An 18098-nucleotide genomic window follows, 5' to 3' on the forward strand; every position below is an offset into this window, starting at 1 on the left:
CAATACCGGGTCGCAAGGATGCTTGAACTCAAAGCAGTCTCCAAAGCGTTCGGCGCAATCGTCGTGGCCGAGCGGATCGATCTCCGCCTGTCGTCTGGCGAAGCGCTGGGCGTGATTGGACCCAACGGCGCCGGCAAGTCGACGCTGTTCAATCTCATCAGCGGGATGCTGCGACCGGATTCCGGTCGCGTCATCCTGGACGGCAAGGATATCACGGATCTTGCGCCGGAAGACCGATGCCGCGCCGGCATCGGTCGCTCATTTCAGATTCCGCTGCCGTTTGATCATTTGTCGGTGTTTGAAAATCTGTCGGTCGCCGCCCTGTTCGGCGGCGGCCTCGCAGAGGCCGACGCCGTTCAGGTCTGCGGCCGGACGCTGGCGCTGACGGGACTCGAGGCGAAGGCCAACCGGTTGGCTGGAAGCCTGCCACTGCTCGATCGCAAGCGTCTGGAGCTGGCGCGCGCGCTCGCCACGCGTCCGCGCACGCTGCTGCTCGACGAAATAGCCGGCGGCTTGACCGAAGGCGAATGCCACGAACTGATCGAGACCATTCGTACCATCCACGCGCAAGGCGTCGGCATCATCTGGATCGAGCATGTGGTCCACGCCTTGCTGGCTGTGGTTCAGCGCCTGGTGGTGCTGGATTTCGGCCGTGTGGTGGCGCAGGGCGTGCCATCCGAGGTGATGCGCTCCAGCGAGGTGCAGACCATCTACATGGGCGTGCCGGCATGACCGCGCTGCTCAGCGTCACCGCGCTCGATGCGTTCTATGGCGACTTCCAGGCGCTGTTCGGCATCGATTTCGATCTCCGAGAGGGCGAGGCAGTGGCCGTCATCGGCGCGAACGGCGCCGGCAAATCGACGCTGTTGAAATCACTGGCGGGACTGGTGCGCAACCGGAACGATGCTGTCCGTCTTGCCGGCCGGCCGATCGGCGACAGTCCAGCCGCAAGCATCGTGAGGCTGGGGCTCGCGCTGGTGCCGGAAGGCCGGCAGCTATTTCCCTCGCTCACGGTCGAGGAAAATCTTTTGATCGGTGCGTTTGGCGGCGAGCGCACCTCGCCATGGAATTTGGAGTCGGTGTATCGGATGTTTCCGATGCTGCGGGAGCGGCGGCGTAGCAGCGTCACGGTGTTGTCAGGCGGCCAGCAGCAGATGGTGGCGATCGGCCGCGCGCTGATGTCCAATCCATCGGTTCTGCTGTGTGACGAGATCAGCCTCGGGCTGGCACCCATCATCGTTGAGGATATCTATCGGATGCTGCCGCGGATTCGCGACAACGGTACTGCAATCGTCGTCGTCGAGCAGGACATCGCCCGGGCGCTACGCAGCACCGATCGCTTTTACTGCCTGCAAGAGGGCCGGGTCACGCTCGCGGGCCGGCCGGCGAATGCCAGCCAGGATGCCATTCACTCGGCTTATTTCGGAACGTGAGGCGGCGATGATCGGATTGGACACCGCGATCGAGGGTGTGTTGCTGGGAGGCGTTTATGCGTTGTTCGCTTTGGGATTGTCGCTCATCTTTGGCATCATGCGATTGGTCAATCTCGCCCATGGCGACTTGATCTTGCTTGCGGCCTATCTGGTATTCAGCGTCACCACGGTGCTTGGCATGCCATTGATCGCGGCGATGCTCCTGATTGTGGCGGTAATGTTCATCGCGGGCTACGCACTGCAGCGGCTGGTGCTCCAGCGCGTGCTCGGCGACGACATCTTGCCGCCCCTGCTGGTGACTTTCGGGCTCTCCATCGTCATTCAGAATGGCTTGCTGCTGGCGTATGGCGCCGACAGCCACAGGCTTCAGGCCGGCGATTTCGAGTCGGCGTCGGTGATGCTGGGAGGCGGCTTGAGCGTCGGGCTCGCGCCACTGGCGGCCTTGCTCACGGCCGTCGTTGCCGTCGCGCTGCTGCAACTGATTTTCTATCGCACCGCGCTGGGGCGCGCGTTTCGCGCCACGGCCGACAATCCGCAGATTGCGCAGCTCATGGGCATCAACGAGCGCAGCATCTACGCCATTGCGGTCGGCATCTCCCTTGCGGTCTCGGTGGTCGCCGCGATCACGTTCGGCATCCGTGCCAATTTCGATCCCTCGATTGGACCGGCGCGGCTGCTCTATGCATTCGAGGCGGTGATCATCGGCGGCCTGGGCAGCCTGTGGGGCACGCTGGCAGGGGGTATTGTGCTCGGCTTGGCGCAAACCATTGGCGGGCACATCAATCCCGAATGGCAGATTCTTGCCGGTCATCTGGCGTTCCTCGTGGTGCTGATGGTTCGCCCGCGCGGATTGTTTCCGTCGAGGCGAGCATGAGCGCGATTACCGGGTGCGAGGAGGCCAAGGTCGACAATGAAATCGGTGCGGCGTTGGTGTGGCGGGTACGCGTCGGCACGCCACTGTCGCGCGCGACGGCGATTGCCGCGGTCGCCGTCGTGGTCGCGCTCGCGTTGTTGCCGGCGATCGCATCGCGGAGCGTGATTCAGGATCTGATTTTCGTGTCGACCATGCTGACGCTGGCGCAATTGTGGAACGTGCTCGCAGGGTGGGGCGGTCTGGTCTCGGTCGGGCAGCAGGCGTTTGTCGGGCTCGGTGCCTACATGCTATTTGCCAGCCTCGTCATGCTCCAAATCGACCCGGTTCTCGCGATCGTAGTGGCTGGCCTGTTCGCCGCAATGGTCGCAACGGTACTGGGTCCGCTGCTGTTTCGGCTGGAGGGGCCATATTTCGCCATCGGCAGCTGGGTGGCGGCAGAAGCGCTCCGCTTGGTTTGCGCACAGGTCAAGCCGCTTGGTGGCGGCACCGGAATGTCGATCGCGCCGTCGGACCTGTCGCAAATGTTCGGCTTGAAATGGGTGCAGTCGTTGTTCGGCCTGCGTCCGGCGGCCGCGCGGGATGTGCTGGTCTACTGGATTGCGCTGCTGCTTGCCACGATCGTGACGCTCGGCATCACCGCGTTCGTCCGCTCGCGGATGGGACTCGCGCTTGCGGCCAGTCGGGACAATGCCGTCGCAGCGCGGAGCGTTGGCGTGCACACAGGCCGCATCCGATACCTGCTTTGGATTGCCGTTGCGTTCGCGACCGGCATGGTCGGCGCGATCGTCTACCTCCAGAAGGCGCGGATTTCGCCGGACGCCGCTTTCAGCGTTACCGACTGGAGTGCCTATGTCATCTTCATCGTCGTGATCGGTGGCGTCCGCACCATCGAAGGGCCAATGATCGGCGTACTGGTCTTGTGGGGTCTAATCACCTACCTGGCTCAATATGGCAGTCTCTATCTGGTCGTGCTCGGCGCCATCGCGATTCTCATCATGCTGTTCATGCCGAAAGGCGTATGGGGCGAAGTCATCTGGCGCTGGGGGATTCGGCTGTTCCCCACTCAGCGTGTACTCAGTCGCAATATGTGCCGCGGCAATTCAGTAAAGTAAGGTGGTTCTGAATGAAGGCAGCACTTGCGAACGCAGCTTTTCGACCTTGCCTCCTATTGTTGGCTGGCGAGCGTAAGCCGGCCGCGTCCGCGCGGACGGCGCGCTTGCCGCTCGCTGGTTGCCATCGCGAACTCGGGAGTAGCGGTGCGAAGCGCGAAATAGGCGATGGTCGCCTCAAGGCCTTCCTTGAGCGAGACACGCGGATGCCAGCCCAAGGTGCGAAGCGCGGTTTCAATCGCCGGCTTTCGCCGTTTGGGGTCGTCTGTCGGTAGCGGCTCAAAGCGCAGCGGAGACGTGGATTTGGTGTAGGCCAGAACTTCCCGGGCGATCGCTTCAATGGTCACCTCATGCGGGTTTCCAAGGTTGCAGGGGCCGGTGACAGAGGCTGGGCTCTCCATCAGCAATTCAAGTCCGCGCACGAGATCGTCGACGAAGCAGAAGCTCCGGGTCTGCGTGCCCTTGCCGTAAACCGTCACCGGCTCTCCACGCAGTGCCTGGACAATGAAGTTCGATACGACGCGCCCGTCATTTTCCAGCATTCGTGGTCCGTAAGTGTTGAAGATGCGGGCGACCTTCACCTCGAGCCCATGCAGGCGGTGGTAGTCGAACATCAGGGTCTCTGCGGCTCGCTTGCCCTCATCGTAACACGCACGGGGGCCGATCGGGTTGACATGGCCCAGATAGGCTTCCGGCTGCGGATGAACCTCGGGGTCGCCGTAGACCTCGCTGGTAGATGCCTGCAGGACTCGAGACGATTTTTGTTTCGCCAGCTCGAGCACATTGATGGTTCCCACAACGCATGTCTTCATCGTACCGACGGGATCCCGCTGATAGTGCCGGGGAGAGGCCGGACAGGCGAGATTGTAGATCCGGTCGATCTTGCCGCCGATCTCGATCGGCTCACGGATGTCGTGCTCGATGAATATGAAGTTGGGATGATTTATCAACGGGCGGATGTTGCGCATGGACCCGGAGAACAGATTGTCCATGCAGATGACCGACTCGCCTCGTTGCAGAAGCGTATCGCACAAGTGCGATCCAATGAACCCGGCACCGCCTGTGATCAAGATCCGGTGGGCACGCGGGGCGTGGAACGAGCCGTCGATGCGGGTTTGAACTGTCATGGCTGCCTCATTCACACTTCCGCAACCTGCATGGTCCGGTTGGCTGGGGTTGCCGGCAGCTCGCGCCGCCGTCGGCTTGCCGCCTCAAGGTAGTAAGATTCCAGTTGGCGGGCTCGGTGGTCTGGGGTGTGGTCGGCGAGGATGCGTCGCCGCGCCTTGTCGGCGATGGTAAGGCGCCGGTCCTCTGGAAGCTCCAGAAGGATCTGCTTCACGTCACGGGCATCGGACACCGGCAGGATTTCGGTCGCCGGATCGAATATGGTCTCGAGTCCGGGCCAGCGATCCGAAATCACGGGCGTGCCGCAGGCAGCCGCCTCGAACAGCCGTACGCTGGGAGAAAAGCCCAGGGAACGCATATCGGCCCGGGTGAGGTTGAGCGTGAATCGCTGACGCGAGTAGAACGGCGGGTGCTCGTGTTGCACCAGATGCTCGATACGATGCACGTTGCCGGGCCATTCGATATGGTCCGGGTAGCGTGATCCGGCGATGACGAATTGATGATCGCTCAGCACACTCGCCGGAGCCAGCAGCAATTGCTCGAGCGACGGCTGCCGGTCCTCGCTGTAGGTGCCGAGATAGCCCATCGACCACTGCTTTTCGAGCGGATGCGGCCGGTAAAGGCTGGGATCGGCACTGCAATACAGCACGCGCGCCATCGGGCTGCCGTAAGCTTCCTCGATCAGGCCGGGCACCGGCCCGCCTGAAAACGACAGATACATATCAAATCGCGGGATCATTGCCGCCGAAAGATAGTCGAGGCCGCGGTCGAGGCCGGCCAGCGTAACCGGTGTGTCGATATCGTAGAAGGCGGTGATCCCCTGCGCGTGCGCCGTGGCCCATTCCGCAATGGCGATGCCGTCTGGAACATATGAGCCGACGATGACAAGATTTGCGTCGCGGATGAGCGAGGTGAATCGCCGTGGGAGATCTTGCAGGGATTGATACAGCTTCACGTTCCAGGCTGCAGGTTTCGTCAGGTCGCGGTGACCGCGATACCAGGGAACGTCACGCTCCAGGAATGTCACTTGATGGCCGCGCCTTGCCAGCGCCTCGATCAGGGCTCGATATGTCGTGGCATGACCGTTGCCCCACGAAGAGGTGACCGAGAGCCCGATGATTACAATGTTGAGATTCATTCCGCCGCCTCGACTCTTGTGCTCATCCCTTCGAGCAATTGATTGAATTGCAAAGCGCGCTGCGCATAGGTGTGGTGTGCCAGGATGCGAGCCCGGGCACGTTCGGCGATGGCGCGGGCGCGCGCCGGGGTGAGGGCCGCGAGATGTTCGGCGACCGCAGCGCCATTCGATGCGACCAGGATTTCGCTGTCCGGCTCAAGAAAAAATTCGATGCCCTTCCAATCATCTGTAATCAGGCAAGCGCCGGCGCCGATGGCCTCGAACACCCGGGTGGGCGGCGAAAAGCCATACCTTGCCATGCTGTCGCGATTGACGTTGAGGGTCGCTAAGCCCGATCCGAAGAAGGTGTTATGGTCGTTGGTGCCGACGTGGCCGAGCTTTCGCACATTGTCAGGCGTTGCCTTCGTCTCCCAGCCGGAGCCGCCCAGAACGAACGTTTTGCCGGGCAGGTTGCGGGCGACGTCAAGGAAGAAGCTTTCCACGCGCGCCTCACGATCGGGTAACCGATTGGCGAGCAAGCCGAGATCGCACGTGAATGCGGGCTTCGGCGGGGCGGGAAAGTGCGTGGCCGGATCGAGCGCGTTATACAATGGCACACAATCACGCGCGCCGATCGCACGATAGCCGGAGACCACGGCGTCGCCGCCGCCATAGGTCAGGACCGCGTCGTAGCGCGGGATCGCCTCCCGCAGGTGATGATCCGGATTGCCCGCGATCGCATCGAGCGTTGCCGGAGCGTCCACATCCCAATAAAGCCGCTGGGCCGACGAAGGCGCTTGCGCGATCGCGTCGTCCAGTTCGCGGTCGAATACGCCGACGCCGCTGGCTTTGACGAGCAAATCTGCGGAACGGCTGGCCTGCGCCAGCGCGCGCTGCCAGCCATCCTGCGTTGCCGGGTAAACGCAAACGCGGGCATAGGGTGGATCATCGATGTCGCGGTGCGATTGCCGTTCAAAAGCGTCCGGCTCGAAAAACGTGATGTCGTGTCCGAGCGCGGCTACGTGCTTCAGCATGCCGCGGTAGTAGGTGGCTGCGCCGTTCCAATAAGATGACACGAGGCTTGAGCCAAAGAAGCCAATCCTCATTGCAACGCTCCTTCCAAATGCGCGGACGACGCCGGATGTTGCGCGCCGCGAAGCGAGTTCACGATTCCGACAAGTTCGATCGCACGGTGCCGGCAGGTGTGACGTTTGGCGATGGTTTGAAGACCGGTGCTCGTCAGCGAGGCGGCAAGATCGGGATCTCGAAATAGCGTCAGCAACATCTCCTTCATCTGGTCGCCATTGCCGGCACGGAGATACGATCCGTCGGGAAAAAGGCTTTCGGCGTCATCCCATGGCGCAGACACGACCGGAATCCCGCATGCCATCGCCTCGAACATCCGGATGGTGGGAATGCCCGGCAGCGACCGGGCATAAGGCCCGCGCGGAACATGCACCGTCGCGCGGGCGCGCGCGAAGGCGGCAGGCGCACGATGCGCGGGTAACCAGCCGCAGTATTCGATGCCGGCGGCGTCGATGGCACGCAGCGCGTCCAGCGAATAGCGGACACCGTAGATTCGGGAATGCAGACCGAGTTCGAACACAGGCCTGATCAGAAATTCGTTGAGTTCGGCGTTTCGTTCGCCGTCGCCCCAATTTCCGATCCAGACTACGTCGTGGGTGCGCTCGATCTCGGGATGCGGCCGATACAGCCTCACATCAGCGGCTTCGTGCCAGGTGAAGGCCCGGTTGGCCCAGCCGAGCCTCAGATAGATCTGCCGCAGGACCTCGCCGAAGGCGAGCACACCGTCATACCCGTCCAGGTCGAATTGCTCCAACTGTTCGGGCGCTGTCACGGCACGATGATGGGTGTCGTGAAACAGCAATGTAAACGGCGCTCCCAGTATCCGGTACCGTCCGAGATCCCTGATCAGCTCCGGAGCATTCCATTCATGGACCATGACCAGATCGGCGCCTTGCAAGGCTTGCTCCAGATCCGGAGACGTGACGTACTGCCTGATGTCGATGCCGGCCAGCAGTCCCGCTACCTCCTGCAGCGAGCCTTCACCGCCGTCCCTGATTGCATTCAGCCGACTCCATCCATCAGCTGGCTCGTAAACGACGACCTGGTGCCCGAGTTCGCTCAGCTCGCGCGCGATGCCGCGCAGGAAATGCGCATTGCCGTTGTTCCAGCAGGACGTGAGCGCATGACAGAAGAAAACGCACTTCATGCATGCACCTCGACCAGCCGGTGTGATGCGGAGCACTCACGCGTGTTTACCAGGCCCTCATAGAGCGAAAAATAGCGTCCGGTCGTTTCAGTGAGCGAATAGCTCTTCGATCGCTCCCAGGCGGCACGCTGGAGCTGCGCGCGCTGCCCGTCGTCGCTGCAGAGAGTGGCGAGAGCCTGGTGCAACGCCCGATCGTCGTGCGGGTCGACAAACAACGCCGCGCCGTCCCACAACTCCCGGAAGGTCGGGATATCCGAGAGCACGAGCGCACATCCGGCCGAGGCGGCTTCCAGAACGGAAAGGCCGAATGGTTCATAGAGCGCGGGGCTTGCGAAGATGGCCGCGTGCTGCATTCGTGAGCGTAGCGCCTCGTGTGCGAGATTGCCGATCAAGGTAAGTGCGCCCGGGTCGTGGCCGCCGGCCTCCGACGTGGACCCGGCGACGAACACTGGCCAATCCAGGCTCCTCGAAGCGCGCGCCAGTGCCGCTAGGTTCTTGGCCGCATCCCACATGCGACCTGCCGCCAGGATAAAGCGCCGTTTCGAACCGGGGAGAGTGGTCGCAGACGGGATGCCGTTCCAGATCACCTTGCCCGGTGATCTAGGGCGGTAGAGATCGTGGATGACATCGTGAAAGGCTCGGCTGGGCGCCACCCAAGCTCGCGCTGCGTCCAAACCGGCCGCGACGGCTCTCGTGTAATGTTGCCATTTCGGCTCCGAAAGCCATTGGGTATCGTTGCAGGCGATGCCCCAGGAATTGACGCAGGAATGCGCCACGACCACGCATGGCGCGTTCCAGTCGAACGTAGCCTCGCGAAAACTGTTGAGGTGAACAATGTCGGGCTGAATCGCCTCTTCGAGATCTGCTAGGAAGCGGCGGGCGTTGGGCAGGTCGTCGCCACCGGCGTCCTGCCATTCGAGAGCGAGACTGCTCTCGATCAGGCGAACGCGCAGGTCGCGCAGCATCGTGCGCTGCTCGTCCCGCGGCGGCGGCCCCATGGTGACCAGGTGGACCTCGATGCCCAGCGCGGCCAACCCTGAAGCCAATTCCGTGGCATAGGTCCACACGCCGCCAACCGCGTCGGCCGTCATCAGCACTTTGGTGGGACGTATCGCGTTCATCGGGCGACCTGCAGTTCGAGTTCGCTCAGAGGCACCGGCCGTTGCTCCTGGACGTCGCTGAATTGATCGAACATCGCGAGGTAGTGCTTATGCGCGCGTTCCCAGGCGAAATCGTCGGGCTCGCCCCAGAGCTTTCGATAGTCGGGAGAGCCGGGATAGGGATAGAGCGGTACCGGGTCGTTGGCCCAGACGCCGGCATCCTGCATCCGGCCGCGCCAGCGCTGCACGACGGGATCGTCATCCTGCGGCATTTCAATCAGATTGGCTTGTACGAAGGGCACATGCCGCCGGGCTTCCACCAGCCGGTCCGCAAGTTGCTCGGTGGTCATCTTGCAATTCTTGGCAAGCGATGCGCGACCTTCCGGCGTAAGACTCTCGATACCGGCCTCGATCGAGACGCAGCCGGCGCGGCCGAGCAGCTTCAGCATGTCCGGCTTCCAGAGGTCGATCCGGGTCTGCACGCCGAACTTCAGGCCGCGCGCAACCAGACCTTCTAGCAACTCTGGATTGGGCAAAAAGATTTCGTCGATGAAGTAGATGTACTCCACACCCCGCTGGCGCAGCCGATCGATTTCTTCGAGGAGAACGGCAGGCGGCCGCTTGCGGTAGGCATTGCGGAAGTTTTCCTTGGCGCAGAAGGTGCAGTTGTAGGGACAGCCGCGCGAGGCCTCGACCTCGGCCCCCGGGCCAATGGGCTCGGCTTCAAAGCGATGGTGATGATGACTGTGCCTTGCGATCATCTCCTGCGGCCAGTCGAGAGCCGGCTGATCCGTGAAGCCGACGGCCTGCGGCGCGCCATTGACGTGAACGGCGCCGTTCTCCGCAAAAGCGAGGCCGGCGAAATCCCGCTCTCCGTTCGCAAGCCGGAGCAGCGACTGCTCGCATTCACCCATCACAACGATGTCGACGGCGAGCTTCTTCAGCGTCGCCCGCGGTGTGGTCGAGCCGTGCGGACCGACCGCAACGAGCATTGGCGCCAGATCGCGAACGGCGAGGGCGAGTTGCTGCGGCACCCGCAGTTCGGGGGGCGCACAACGCCAAAACAGGTAGGTCGGCGCCGTGGTGATGACGATCATGTCCGGACCGAAGGCGCGCAGCTCGGACTGAAGGTCGGAGAAGGACAGGCCGAACATATGCGCATCAAGCAGCAGCGTCTGATGACCGGCTTCCTTCAGGTAGTGCTGGGAGATTCCCAGTTCGAGCGGCAGATGCGGCGACCGGCATCCGAAATAGATGCTGCCGTCATAATTCCAGTTCGGATTGATCAGGGCGACGCGCGTCATGCAAAGGCCTCGCGTTTGCCGGATTCGCCGAAGCGGCTTGCAAGCCATTCGTGCAGCGAGATCAGGCCCTCCCGCAGCGGAATTTTTGGCCGCCAGCCGAGCGCATTGAACAGGGCGCTTGTGTCCGTGACGTACCAGGGCTGGTCTCCGGGTCGCCAGTCCGCGAACGAATGCGCGACGTCGCGGCCGGTCAATTCCCTGAGAAGCGCAATCAGTTCAAGAAGGCTGACCGAATTCGAAGGTCCCCCACCCAGATTGAAAACGCGGCCGCGGACCGAGCCGATGTGGTCGAGTGCGGCGAGCCAGGCGTCCGCCGCGTCCGACACGTGGAGCGCGTCACGAACCTGATAACCATCGCCGTAAATCGTGAGACTGTCCCCGCGCAGCGCACTGAGTAGGAAATGAGCGATCCAGCCCTGATCCTCAGTCCCGAACTGACGAGGGCCGTAGATGCAGCTCATGCGCATCACCACCGTCTGCAGATCGAATACGCGCGAATAGTCGCGGACGTACTGATCGGCAGTGCCCTTCGAACAGCCGTAGGGGCTGTAGAAATCGAGCGGCGCATTCTCTGTGATGCCGTCGGCCAGTTCCGAACTGACCGGCTGATACCGCTGGTCGGCTCGCGCGATCTGGGCGTCGTCGATCAATCTGCCGTAGACCTTGTTGGTGGAGGCAAACAGCACGGGCGCCGTCGGATTGTGCAGCCGCACCGCCTCGAGCACATTGACAGTGCCGCGTGCATTGACCTCAAAATCGGCGACAGGATCCGCAATGCTGTCGGTGACGGCCACTTGGGCTGCGAGGTGAATCACAGCGCTGGCCTCGCGGACCGCGCCGATGACGGATATCGAATCGCGAATGTCGGCGGTCACGATGTCAATGCGCTCGCCATGGCGTGCCTTCAGCCACTGCGCGTTCTCCCGCACGCCGGCGCGCGTCAGATTATCGAGCACGATCACCGCATTGCCGCGCGCGGCGAGGCGGTCGGCCAGATTGCAGCCGATAAAGCCACAGCCGCCGGTGACGAGAACGGGTCGGTCGGTGCGATTTTCCGTCATGCCACGAGTCCTCGCTGTGACAGTTCTTCGGTGGCTTTTTCCGCCCGATCTTCCGCGATCTGATCCGCCAGATAACCGGCGAGTTCGTCGAGGCCTTCTTCGAAGCCAACGCGCGGCTCGAAACCGAGCGCGTCACGGGCCTTGCTGATATCAGCAAAGCAATGGCGAATATCGCCTGCGCGATATTTTCCGGTGATCTCCGGCGCAATGCCAGGTCGGCCCATCACCCGGGCCAGATCGTGGGCGACGGACAAGATGGTGCGGCTTTGCCCGGAGCCGATGTTGAACACGTCGTCGCTGCGATCGCTCTCAAGCGCGAGAACGCAGGCGCGCGCAACATCGGTGACATGGATGAAGTCACGGCGTTGCAGCCCGTCCTCGAATACGAGCGGGGGACGGTTGTTCAACAGGCGCGCCGCAAAAATCGCCAGCACGCCGGTGTAAGGGTTGGACAACGCCTGATGCGGCCCGAATACGTTGAAGAAGCGCAAAGCCACGGTGGGAATGCCGTAGGCCTTGGCGATGATCAGGCACATCCGTTCCTGTGCGTATTTGTTCAAGGCGTAGATCGAGCTGAGTGTCGGCTGCTTGGACTCGGGCGTCGGCAACGGTTCAAGCGGCCTGCCGTCATCGTCTCTCAGTTCCCATTGCCCTTTCCGCAATTGACCGATCGTGCGTTCGGCGGGTGCGACGACGGAACCGTCGGCCGAGCGGCAAAGTCCTTCGCCATAGATGCTCATCGATGAGGCGACGACGAGCCGTTCGACGGGCCGCTTGGAAAGCGCTTCGAGCAGCATCGCGGTTCCGAGTTCGTTGGTTCTGACATACGAAGCGATGTCGTACATGCTCTGTCCGACCCCAACGGACGATGCCAGATGCAGCACCATGTCAGCACCGCGCAGCGCGCGCTCGATCGCAAGCGCGTCGGTGATGTCACCGACGACGAGTTCGGCGGCCTTGTCGAGGTAGAGCGGTCGATGGCGTTGCGAGCCGTGAACTTGCGGCGAGAGGTTGTCGAGCAGCCTGACTTCGTGGCCGGCTGCCAAAAGGGCGTCGGCTGCATGTGAGCCGATGAAGCCGGCGCCACCCGTAATCAGTACTCGTGCCATCCGCTGGCTCTCCTTGCTCGACATCAGACGGTCTCGCGACCGATCAGCGATTGGGAGTGAAAGCGCCTCGGGAGAGTTGGGTCGAACGACCGCGCGCTTGATCACATGTGTGAGTTAGAAGCAGCGCAAGGAATGTTGGTTCCTAGCAAATGTACAAACAAAGATTCCACTAACCTAGATCAATAACATGGGTGAGTCCGCGCGGGTCCGTTATGTCAGAACGGGACTCCGCAGGCCGGCGGTGGAAGTCCGAGATGATGTGCGACCGTCGCGCCCATATCGGCAAAACCGTTGCGCCTGCCAATCGGCGAATGGCGCGGCGCACCGGCGAGCAGCACGGGGACCTGCTCGCGCGTGTGATCGCTGCCGGCCCAGGTCGGGTCGCAACCGTGGTCCGCGGTCACGATCAGGAGATCGCCCGACTTCAGCCGGTTCAGCAGCTCGGGAAGACGAGCATCGAACCTCTCGAGAGCCAAAGCATACCCAGCAACGTCACGACGATGGCCATAAACCGTATCAAAGTCGACAAAATTGGCGAACAACAGCCCGCCGTCCGCCAGATGATCCCATCCCTCCAGCAGACAATCGAACAGCGCATCGTTGCCGTCGCCTCGCTTGTTCAGTCCGGTTCCGCGGTGAGCGAAGATGTCGTCGATCTTGCCGATCGAAACGATGTCGCGGCGCTCCGCCTCGGCAATGTCCAGGATGGTCGGCTCCGGAGGCGGCACCGCAAAATCGCGCCGGTGTGACGTTCGTTTGAAGTCTTGAGGGGACGTCCCAGTGAAAGGCCGCGCGATCACCCGGCCGATGTTGAAGCGATCGACCAGCCGCCGGGCCACCCGGCAAACGTCGTAAAGCCGGTCCAGTCCAAAACTCTGCTCATGGGCGGCAATCTGGAACACACTGTCTGCGGACGTGTAGCAGATCGGCTTGCCGGATTGCAGGTGATGTTCCCCCAGTTGCTCGATGATCTCGGTTCCGGAGGCATGCCGGTTGCCAAGAATGCCGGGCAGCGCGGCTCCCGCAATCAGGTCGTCGATCAGCTTTTGCGGAAAGCAGGGTTCTGTCTTCGGGAAATAGCCCCAATCGAACCTGACGGGCACGCCGGCAATCTCCCAATGCCCGGAGGGCGTATCCTTTCCGCGGGACTGTTCGCTGGCGCATCCGAATTGCGAGCCGAAATCGCCGCGATGGGCGAGACCCGGCAGCTCACGGCCGGTGGCAAGGCGGCTCGCCTCGCCGAGCCCCAGTCCGACCAGATGAGGCAGGTGCAGCGGTCCCGCGCGCGCATCGCTGTCCGCATCCCCGAGGGCGCAGGCTTCGGCGATATGACCGATCGTATCCGCGCCTTCGTCACCGTAGGTCGCCGCGTCCGGCGCGGCACCGATCCCGACCGAATCCATCACGAGGATCATGGCGCGCATAGCGGCAGAGTTTCCGGTTCGAATGGTGCGGGCGCGGCAGCACGTGCCGCCGGCACATCACAATAGCGGCGAAGCATCTGCGCGCAAAAATCGGCGAATTCGTCTGCATCGATGGGAGGACTGGTGTGATGCGGCGCGATGCCGCGGTGCTCCGGCGTGAAGCAGAACGTCACTGTCACCTCGAATTCCGCCAGTGCCTCCATCTGCCTGTCGAACCAGTCGAGAGCGTTTGGACGAAAGCTGTCGGCCCAGGATAATCCGGTTCGCACATGCTTGACGCCGAGGCGCCGCATCCAACGCACGGCGTCGTCGAGACGATGATCGTTGAAATGAAACCATTGGCACAGTCCCATCACGTCAGCGTACTGTTCGAAGCTCTTGAGCGCGGCCTTGGGCGTCCCATCCTCGCGCAGCAAGCCCATATGGAAATGACGATAATAGGATGATCCCTCGGCTTCGCGATGCCGCGTCGTTGCTTCCCAGGTCGAAGGAAGATCGTAGAGGCTGTACCAATGGATGCGTTGAGCACGCCCTGCGAGCAATTCGGCCGTGCGGCGGAGCCCCCAATCCTGAACCTCTTCGGCTCCGAACGAGGATACGCCGACTTCCGTCACCCACACCGGCAATGGCACAACGGCCTGGATTTCCGCCAGTTTATTCGGCCACTGATCGATCTGCCAAAGATTCCAGTCGAGCGGAAAGCCATGCACGGCGACCACGTCGACATGATCGAGCACGCCGCGCATCTTCATGTTTTCCATGAAGGAGGGATCAATCGGCGAAATGCCCCCCAGCACCCGCGTCAGCGTTGGATGCACGGCGCGAATCGCCCGGCTCGCGGCGATGGTCATCTCCGCAAAACGCTCCCAACCGGGATCGAGCTGAAGGTCCCAATGAGATTTATTGTTCGGCTCGTTCCATATCTTCGCAGCCTCGATCATCGCTCGGCACCTCGCGACATCTCGAGGATCGGAACATCCGGCGGCCTTGTGATACGCCGGCAGAGATAGACCTCTTCTTCCGGATGCGCAGCAATGGCAAAACCGGCGCTGCGGAGCATGGCTTCCACGCAGGCCCTGTTCGGCGCCCACCAGTTGGTCGGGTCGTCGGCGTATTTGTGCTCGATGAAATGCATTTTGGGATAGCCCGGACTACCAAAATGCGAGGTGCTCCAGAAATCGTAGTTGCGCTCGACTGTGTCCACCTGATCGGACCCGCGCAGCATCGACTGAAACAGCAACAGATCGCGCGCGACATGCTCGTGGATCAGGTCGAGCGCAAGCAGAGGGTGGCGCAGGTGATAGAGCACGCCCATGAAGATCACGAGATCGAATTTCTCGCCGAGCTGGCCGACATCGTAGGTCGACATCTTGCGAAACTCGATCTTGAGACCGTTGACGTCGGCGGCGAATCTCGCCTGTTCCAGATATTCTTCGTCGGTGTCGAGGCCGAGCACGCGTTCGGCGCCGCGGCGCTTCATTTCCATCGCATAGAATCCGGCGTTGCAGCCGATGTCGAGCACAGTCTTGCCCTGCAGATTGTCAGGAATGACCCCGGAGAACCGACGCCATTTCACCTGCGGATAATCCCCGAGAAAATGCGACGGCGCCGTGCTGACGCCTTTCAGATCCAGATTGTGAAACCACGGCCCCAGCGCCGCGACACGGCGGCGAATTTCTTCCTTGGAGCGGACATCGGTCATGAGGTCCCTCCAATGGACAGGGGCGAAGCTGTTTGGACGTCGATTGAAGCAAATGGGGCAGGTCCAGTCTGGCCATCGAGGGGCGGTTTGTCGGACAGGAGCGCCATCGCCGTCCGGTAGCCGTTGAGGGTGCCGACGTCGACATAGGAGTCGCCCGCCTTGATGCCGGTGGCGCGCCCGCCGGCGGCGAGGTACGCATTCACCAGCGTCCCGAAATATTCGTCCTGACAACCCCGCTGCTTCCACAGCAGTTGCAAATCCCGGAAGCCCGTAGTCGACATCCGAAACGCGCCCCAGATCCAGTTCGACCTTGCGTTCGGCTGTTTGACCTGAATCTCGCGCACCTGCTCGCCATCCAGCACCACCGCATCGAAGAATTCGGGGTGCTCGACCGGAAACAGCAGGAAGGACAGGTCGACGTCGGGCAAGGCTGCGAGCGCGGCCTTCGGAAACCAGACCGTATCCGGAAGCCCGACCAGCACGTCTTCGCGGTCGCCCGCGACAGTACTTGCCCGGAAAACAGCGTCGCACAGGCCCGACGGCTGCGGCTGCACGACATAGGCAAGCTGCGCATTGTCATAATGGTCGCCGAAATATTCCAGAATATCGGACTTGCCGGGTGAGATAACGAAGCAAATCTTGTCGGCGCCACCGAGGATCAGGCGTTCGACAAGGTATTCCGAAACAGCACAAGGGCGATCAACGCCGTTGTCCAGGCGACTTCCCACTGGCAGCAATTCCTTCGAGAAGGCCAATGGCTGAATGCGGCTGCCGCGTCCGGCCGCTGGAACGATGCCCCACATGTCAGGCTCCCTGCGCCTCAGGTTGACGGACGCCGCGATTGGCCGCGCGCTCGAGCAAGGCGACCAGTTCTGCCGCCCGCGTCTGCGAGCTGTGCTGCTCGAGCGTTCGCTGGCGAGCTCGCTTGGCGATGGTCGCCAGCTCGCTCTCACCGAGCTGCAAGGCATCGAGCGTGTCCTGCGAACTTGCGGTCAGGATGATCTCCTCGCCGGGCGCGAAGAACTCATCGATGCCCGGCCAGCTGTCGCTCAGCAGCGGAGCGCCGCAAGCCGACGCTTCGAACAGGCGGCCCGAAGGACACCAGCCCATTTCCGCCATCGCGCGGCGGGTGACGTTGAGGGTCAACCGCGACGACGCATAGAACGGCGGGTGCTCCGAGGGCGGCAGGTGCCGGACGAAATAGATGTTTGGCGACCACGGAAAATCCGGTGGATATTGCGCGCCGCCGATCAGAAACCGCAGGTCCTGGCGCGACCGTGCGGGCGTGACCAACAGGCTTTCGAGCGCAGCTTGCCGGTCTTCCGAGTAGGTGCCCAGATAGGAAAGATCGCAACGATAATGCGGCTCGGGAGCAGCCGGACAATGGACGTCGGCGTCGACGTGTCCATAAAGCGGTTGGATGTCGTGCGCGCCGAGCTTGCGGCGAAACGCGTCGAACAGCCGCTGGCCGCCGGTGAAGCTCAGCACCAGAGCAAATCCATCGAGGCCCCGAGGTCCGATGTAGGGCACGCTCTCTCCGGCCTGGAGCGTCGCCAGCGTCACCGGCGTGTCGAGATCGTAGAAAACGGGAAGAGCGCGGTGCTGGTCGAGCAGGAGCTCGGTCGCAGCCAGCGCATCGGGACAATAGGAGGTCACGATCGCGGCGTCGGCTTCCAGCACGGCGGAACGTGCCAGCGATCTGACTTCCTCCCACGCCGAATAGAGCACGAGCCGGCCGCCTGGAATTTCGAAAAAATCCCTGGCGTTCGCATAATAGGGAACGTCGCGCTCGAAGAACGCGACGGAATGTCCTGACAGGACGAGGTGCTTGCACAGCCCACGCCACAGCGTCGCGTGTCCGTTCGCCCAGGATGAAGAGATGGTCAGGCCAAAGATAACGATCCTCACGCCGGCACCTGTTGATTGATCTGCGATACGCGAATGCCGTTGTCGTCCACGACCAGCGTGCTGATGCTGGCGGGGTCCACCCCGATCGAAAGGAAGTTGTCCAGCGGAATCCGTGAATAGTGCAGCAGGGCTGCCCGGATCGGCTCGGCGTGGCTGACGATGACGATCGGCCCGGGAATCTGAAGCGTGCGGAGTTGCTCGAGATGCCGGACCACACGTTGCTGCAGCTCCCACATGCTTTCGCCGTTCGGCGGCCGGCAGGCGCCGCGGCATGCATTCCACCTGGTCCAGCGGCGGTCGGATTCGAGATCGGCAAACGAGCGTGAGGTCCAATCTCCGAGGTCGATCTCATCGAAGGCGGGAACGATCTCGACGGGCACGCCAAAACGCGCGGCAAGGATGAATGCAGATTGCTGCGTTCGACGCTGCGGGCTTGATTGTATCGCCGCAGGCACCCCCGGGATCATCTCCGCGCAGCGGGCCATTTGCTGACAACCGAGATCGTCGAGCTCGACGCCCGGCATCCTGCCGCACAATTTAACGCCGAGCAGGGCATGATGACCGTGGCGCACGAGGTGAATCGTTTTCACCATGACCGG

At 62.4% G+C, this 18098-nt stretch carries 18 protein-coding genes; 4 read left to right on the plus strand and 14 right to left on the minus strand.

Annotation, left to right across the window (positions count from 1 at the left end; translation table 11 throughout):
* Window positions 1–18: 18 nt before the first annotated feature.
* Genes JJB99_RS03300 through JJB99_RS03315 form a run of 4 tightly spaced genes read left to right on the plus strand, consistent with a single transcriptional unit; the run spans window position 19 to window position 3419 of the window.
* Complete coding sequence (locus JJB99_RS03300) at window positions 19–732, plus strand: ABC transporter ATP-binding protein (RefSeq protein WP_200497380.1); 714 nt, start codon at window positions 19–21, stop codon at window positions 730–732.
* Window positions 729–1433: an ABC transporter ATP-binding protein gene (locus tag JJB99_RS03305; RefSeq protein WP_200497381.1), complete on the plus strand. Its 705-nt coding sequence runs from the start codon at window positions 729–731 to the stop codon at window positions 1431–1433. The genes JJB99_RS03300 and JJB99_RS03305 overlap by 4 nt, the downstream gene beginning before the upstream one ends.
* A gap of 7 nt (window positions 1434–1440) precedes the next feature.
* Complete coding sequence (locus JJB99_RS03310; protein WP_200497382.1) at window positions 1441–2307, plus strand: branched-chain amino acid ABC transporter permease; 867 nt, start codon at window positions 1441–1443, stop codon at window positions 2305–2307.
* Window positions 2304–3419: a branched-chain amino acid ABC transporter permease gene (locus JJB99_RS03315; RefSeq protein WP_200497383.1), complete on the plus strand. Its 1116-nt coding sequence runs from the start codon at window positions 2304–2306 to the stop codon at window positions 3417–3419. The genes JJB99_RS03310 and JJB99_RS03315 overlap by 4 nt, the downstream gene beginning before the upstream one ends.
* Before the next feature lie 53 nt (window positions 3420–3472).
* Here JJB99_RS03315 and JJB99_RS03320 read toward each other — a convergent pair whose 3' ends face one another.
* The 14 genes from JJB99_RS03320 to JJB99_RS03385 form a co-directional block, all read right to left on the minus strand.
* On the minus strand, window positions 3473–4543 hold the full coding sequence (locus JJB99_RS03320; protein ID WP_200497384.1) for a UDP-glucuronic acid decarboxylase family protein: 1071 nt from the start codon (window positions 4541–4543) through the stop codon (window positions 3473–3475).
* An 11-nt stretch (window positions 4544–4554) separates the two neighbouring features.
* Window positions 4555–5679 carry a CgeB family protein gene (locus JJB99_RS03325; RefSeq protein WP_200497385.1) on the minus strand — a complete coding sequence of 375 codons (1125 nt, stop codon included), beginning with the start codon at window positions 5677–5679 and terminating at the stop codon, window positions 4555–4557.
* A complete protein-coding gene (locus tag JJB99_RS03330) occupies window positions 5676–6764 on the minus strand; it encodes a CgeB family protein (RefSeq protein WP_200497386.1) in 1089 nt (362 codons plus the stop codon). The genes JJB99_RS03325 and JJB99_RS03330 overlap by 4 nt, the downstream gene beginning before the upstream one ends.
* The gene (locus tag JJB99_RS03335; protein ID WP_200497387.1) at window positions 6761–7891 is read right to left on the minus strand and encodes a CgeB family protein; all 1131 of its coding nucleotides are present in this window, start codon (window positions 7889–7891) and stop codon (window positions 6761–6763) included. The genes JJB99_RS03330 and JJB99_RS03335 overlap by 4 nt, the downstream gene beginning before the upstream one ends.
* A complete protein-coding gene (locus tag JJB99_RS03340; RefSeq protein ID WP_200497388.1) occupies window positions 7888–9012 on the minus strand; it encodes a glycosyltransferase family 4 protein in 1125 nt (374 codons plus the stop codon). Before JJB99_RS03340 ends, JJB99_RS03335 begins: the two co-directional genes overlap by 4 nt.
* Window positions 9009–10295: a TIGR04295 family B12-binding domain-containing radical SAM protein gene (locus tag JJB99_RS03345; RefSeq protein WP_200497389.1), complete on the minus strand. Its 1287-nt coding sequence runs from the start codon at window positions 10293–10295 to the stop codon at window positions 9009–9011. Before JJB99_RS03345 ends, JJB99_RS03340 begins: the two co-directional genes overlap by 4 nt.
* Window positions 10292–11356 carry an SDR family NAD(P)-dependent oxidoreductase gene (locus JJB99_RS03350; protein WP_200497390.1) on the minus strand — a complete coding sequence of 355 codons (1065 nt, stop codon included), beginning with the start codon at window positions 11354–11356 and terminating at the stop codon, window positions 10292–10294. The genes JJB99_RS03345 and JJB99_RS03350 overlap by 4 nt, the downstream gene beginning before the upstream one ends.
* The gene (locus tag JJB99_RS03355) at window positions 11353–12465 is read right to left on the minus strand and encodes an NAD-dependent epimerase/dehydratase family protein (protein WP_200500031.1); all 1113 of its coding nucleotides are present in this window, start codon (window positions 12463–12465) and stop codon (window positions 11353–11355) included. The genes JJB99_RS03350 and JJB99_RS03355 overlap by 4 nt, the downstream gene beginning before the upstream one ends.
* A 215-nt stretch (window positions 12466–12680) precedes the next feature.
* The gene (locus tag JJB99_RS03360; protein WP_200497391.1) at window positions 12681–13889 is read right to left on the minus strand and encodes a phosphopentomutase; all 1209 of its coding nucleotides are present in this window, start codon (window positions 13887–13889) and stop codon (window positions 12681–12683) included.
* Window positions 13877–14830: a glycosyl hydrolase gene (locus JJB99_RS03365; protein WP_200497392.1), complete on the minus strand. Its 954-nt coding sequence runs from the start codon at window positions 14828–14830 to the stop codon at window positions 13877–13879. Before JJB99_RS03365 ends, JJB99_RS03360 begins: the two co-directional genes overlap by 13 nt.
* Window positions 14827–15591, minus strand: a complete 765-nt coding sequence (locus tag JJB99_RS03370) for a TIGR04290 family methyltransferase (protein ID WP_200497393.1) — start codon at window positions 15589–15591, stop codon at window positions 14827–14829. Before JJB99_RS03370 ends, JJB99_RS03365 begins: the two co-directional genes overlap by 4 nt.
* The gene (locus JJB99_RS03375) at window positions 15588–16394 is read right to left on the minus strand and encodes a nucleotidyltransferase family protein (protein WP_200497394.1); all 807 of its coding nucleotides are present in this window, start codon (window positions 16392–16394) and stop codon (window positions 15588–15590) included. Before JJB99_RS03375 ends, JJB99_RS03370 begins: the two co-directional genes overlap by 4 nt.
* A 1-nt stretch (window position 16395) precedes the next feature.
* Window positions 16396–17499, minus strand: coding sequence for a CgeB family protein (locus JJB99_RS03380; RefSeq protein ID WP_200497395.1), 1104 nt, complete (start codon window positions 17497–17499; stop codon window positions 16396–16398).
* Window positions 17496–18092: a histidine phosphatase family protein gene (locus JJB99_RS03385; RefSeq protein ID WP_200497396.1), complete on the minus strand. Its 597-nt coding sequence runs from the start codon at window positions 18090–18092 to the stop codon at window positions 17496–17498. The genes JJB99_RS03380 and JJB99_RS03385 overlap by 4 nt, the downstream gene beginning before the upstream one ends.
* Window positions 18093–18098: the final 6 nt, after the last annotated feature.

The sequence above is a fragment of the Bradyrhizobium diazoefficiens genome, from assembly GCF_016616235.1.
Lineage (GTDB): Bacteria > Pseudomonadota > Alphaproteobacteria > Rhizobiales > Xanthobacteraceae > Bradyrhizobium > Bradyrhizobium diazoefficiens_H.

What these genes read in the sequence shown, in the direction of transcription:
- JJB99_RS03300 (WP_200497380.1), top strand. Translation starts at nt 19, where the DNA reads ATGCTTGAACTCAAAGCAGTCTCCAAAGCGTTCGGCGCAATCGTCGTG.
- JJB99_RS03305 (WP_200497381.1), top strand. Translation starts at nt 729, where the DNA reads ATGACCGCGCTGCTCAGCGTCACCGCGCTCGATGCGTTCTATGGCGAC.
- JJB99_RS03310 (WP_200497382.1), top strand. Translation starts at nt 1,441, where the DNA reads ATGATCGGATTGGACACCGCGATCGAGGGTGTGTTGCTGGGAGGCGTT.
- JJB99_RS03315 (WP_200497383.1), top strand. Translation starts at nt 2,304, where the DNA reads ATGAGCGCGATTACCGGGTGCGAGGAGGCCAAGGTCGACAATGAAATC.
- JJB99_RS03320 (WP_200497384.1), bottom strand. Translation starts at nt 4,543, where the DNA reads ATGACAGTTCAAACCCGCATCGACGGCTCGTTCCACGCCCCGCGTGCC.
- JJB99_RS03325 (WP_200497385.1), bottom strand. Translation starts at nt 5,679, where the DNA reads ATGAATCTCAACATTGTAATCATCGGGCTCTCGGTCACCTCTTCGTGG.
- JJB99_RS03330 (WP_200497386.1), bottom strand. Translation starts at nt 6,764, where the DNA reads ATGAGGATTGGCTTCTTTGGCTCAAGCCTCGTGTCATCTTATTGGAAC.
- JJB99_RS03335 (WP_200497387.1), bottom strand. Translation starts at nt 7,891, where the DNA reads ATGAAGTGCGTTTTCTTCTGTCATGCGCTCACGTCCTGCTGGAACAAC.
- JJB99_RS03340 (WP_200497388.1), bottom strand. Translation starts at nt 9,012, where the DNA reads ATGAACGCGATACGTCCCACCAAAGTGCTGATGACGGCCGACGCGGTT.
- JJB99_RS03345 (WP_200497389.1), bottom strand. Translation starts at nt 10,295, where the DNA reads ATGACGCGCGTCGCCCTGATCAATCCGAACTGGAATTATGACGGCAGC.
- JJB99_RS03350 (WP_200497390.1), bottom strand. Translation starts at nt 11,356, where the DNA reads ATGACGGAAAATCGCACCGACCGACCCGTTCTCGTCACCGGCGGCTGT.
- JJB99_RS03355 (WP_200500031.1), bottom strand. Translation starts at nt 12,465, where the DNA reads ATGGCACGAGTACTGATTACGGGTGGCGCCGGCTTCATCGGCTCACAT.
- JJB99_RS03360 (WP_200497391.1), bottom strand. Translation starts at nt 13,889, where the DNA reads ATGCGCGCCATGATCCTCGTGATGGATTCGGTCGGGATCGGTGCCGCG.
- JJB99_RS03365 (WP_200497392.1), bottom strand. Translation starts at nt 14,830, where the DNA reads ATGATCGAGGCTGCGAAGATATGGAACGAGCCGAACAATAAATCTCAT.
- JJB99_RS03370 (WP_200497393.1), bottom strand. Translation starts at nt 15,591, where the DNA reads ATGACCGATGTCCGCTCCAAGGAAGAAATTCGCCGCCGTGTCGCGGCG.
- JJB99_RS03375 (WP_200497394.1), bottom strand. Translation starts at nt 16,394, where the DNA reads ATGTGGGGCATCGTTCCAGCGGCCGGACGCGGCAGCCGCATTCAGCCA.
- JJB99_RS03385 (WP_200497396.1), bottom strand. Translation starts at nt 18,092, where the DNA reads ATGGTGAAAACGATTCACCTCGTGCGCCACGGTCATCATGCCCTGCTC.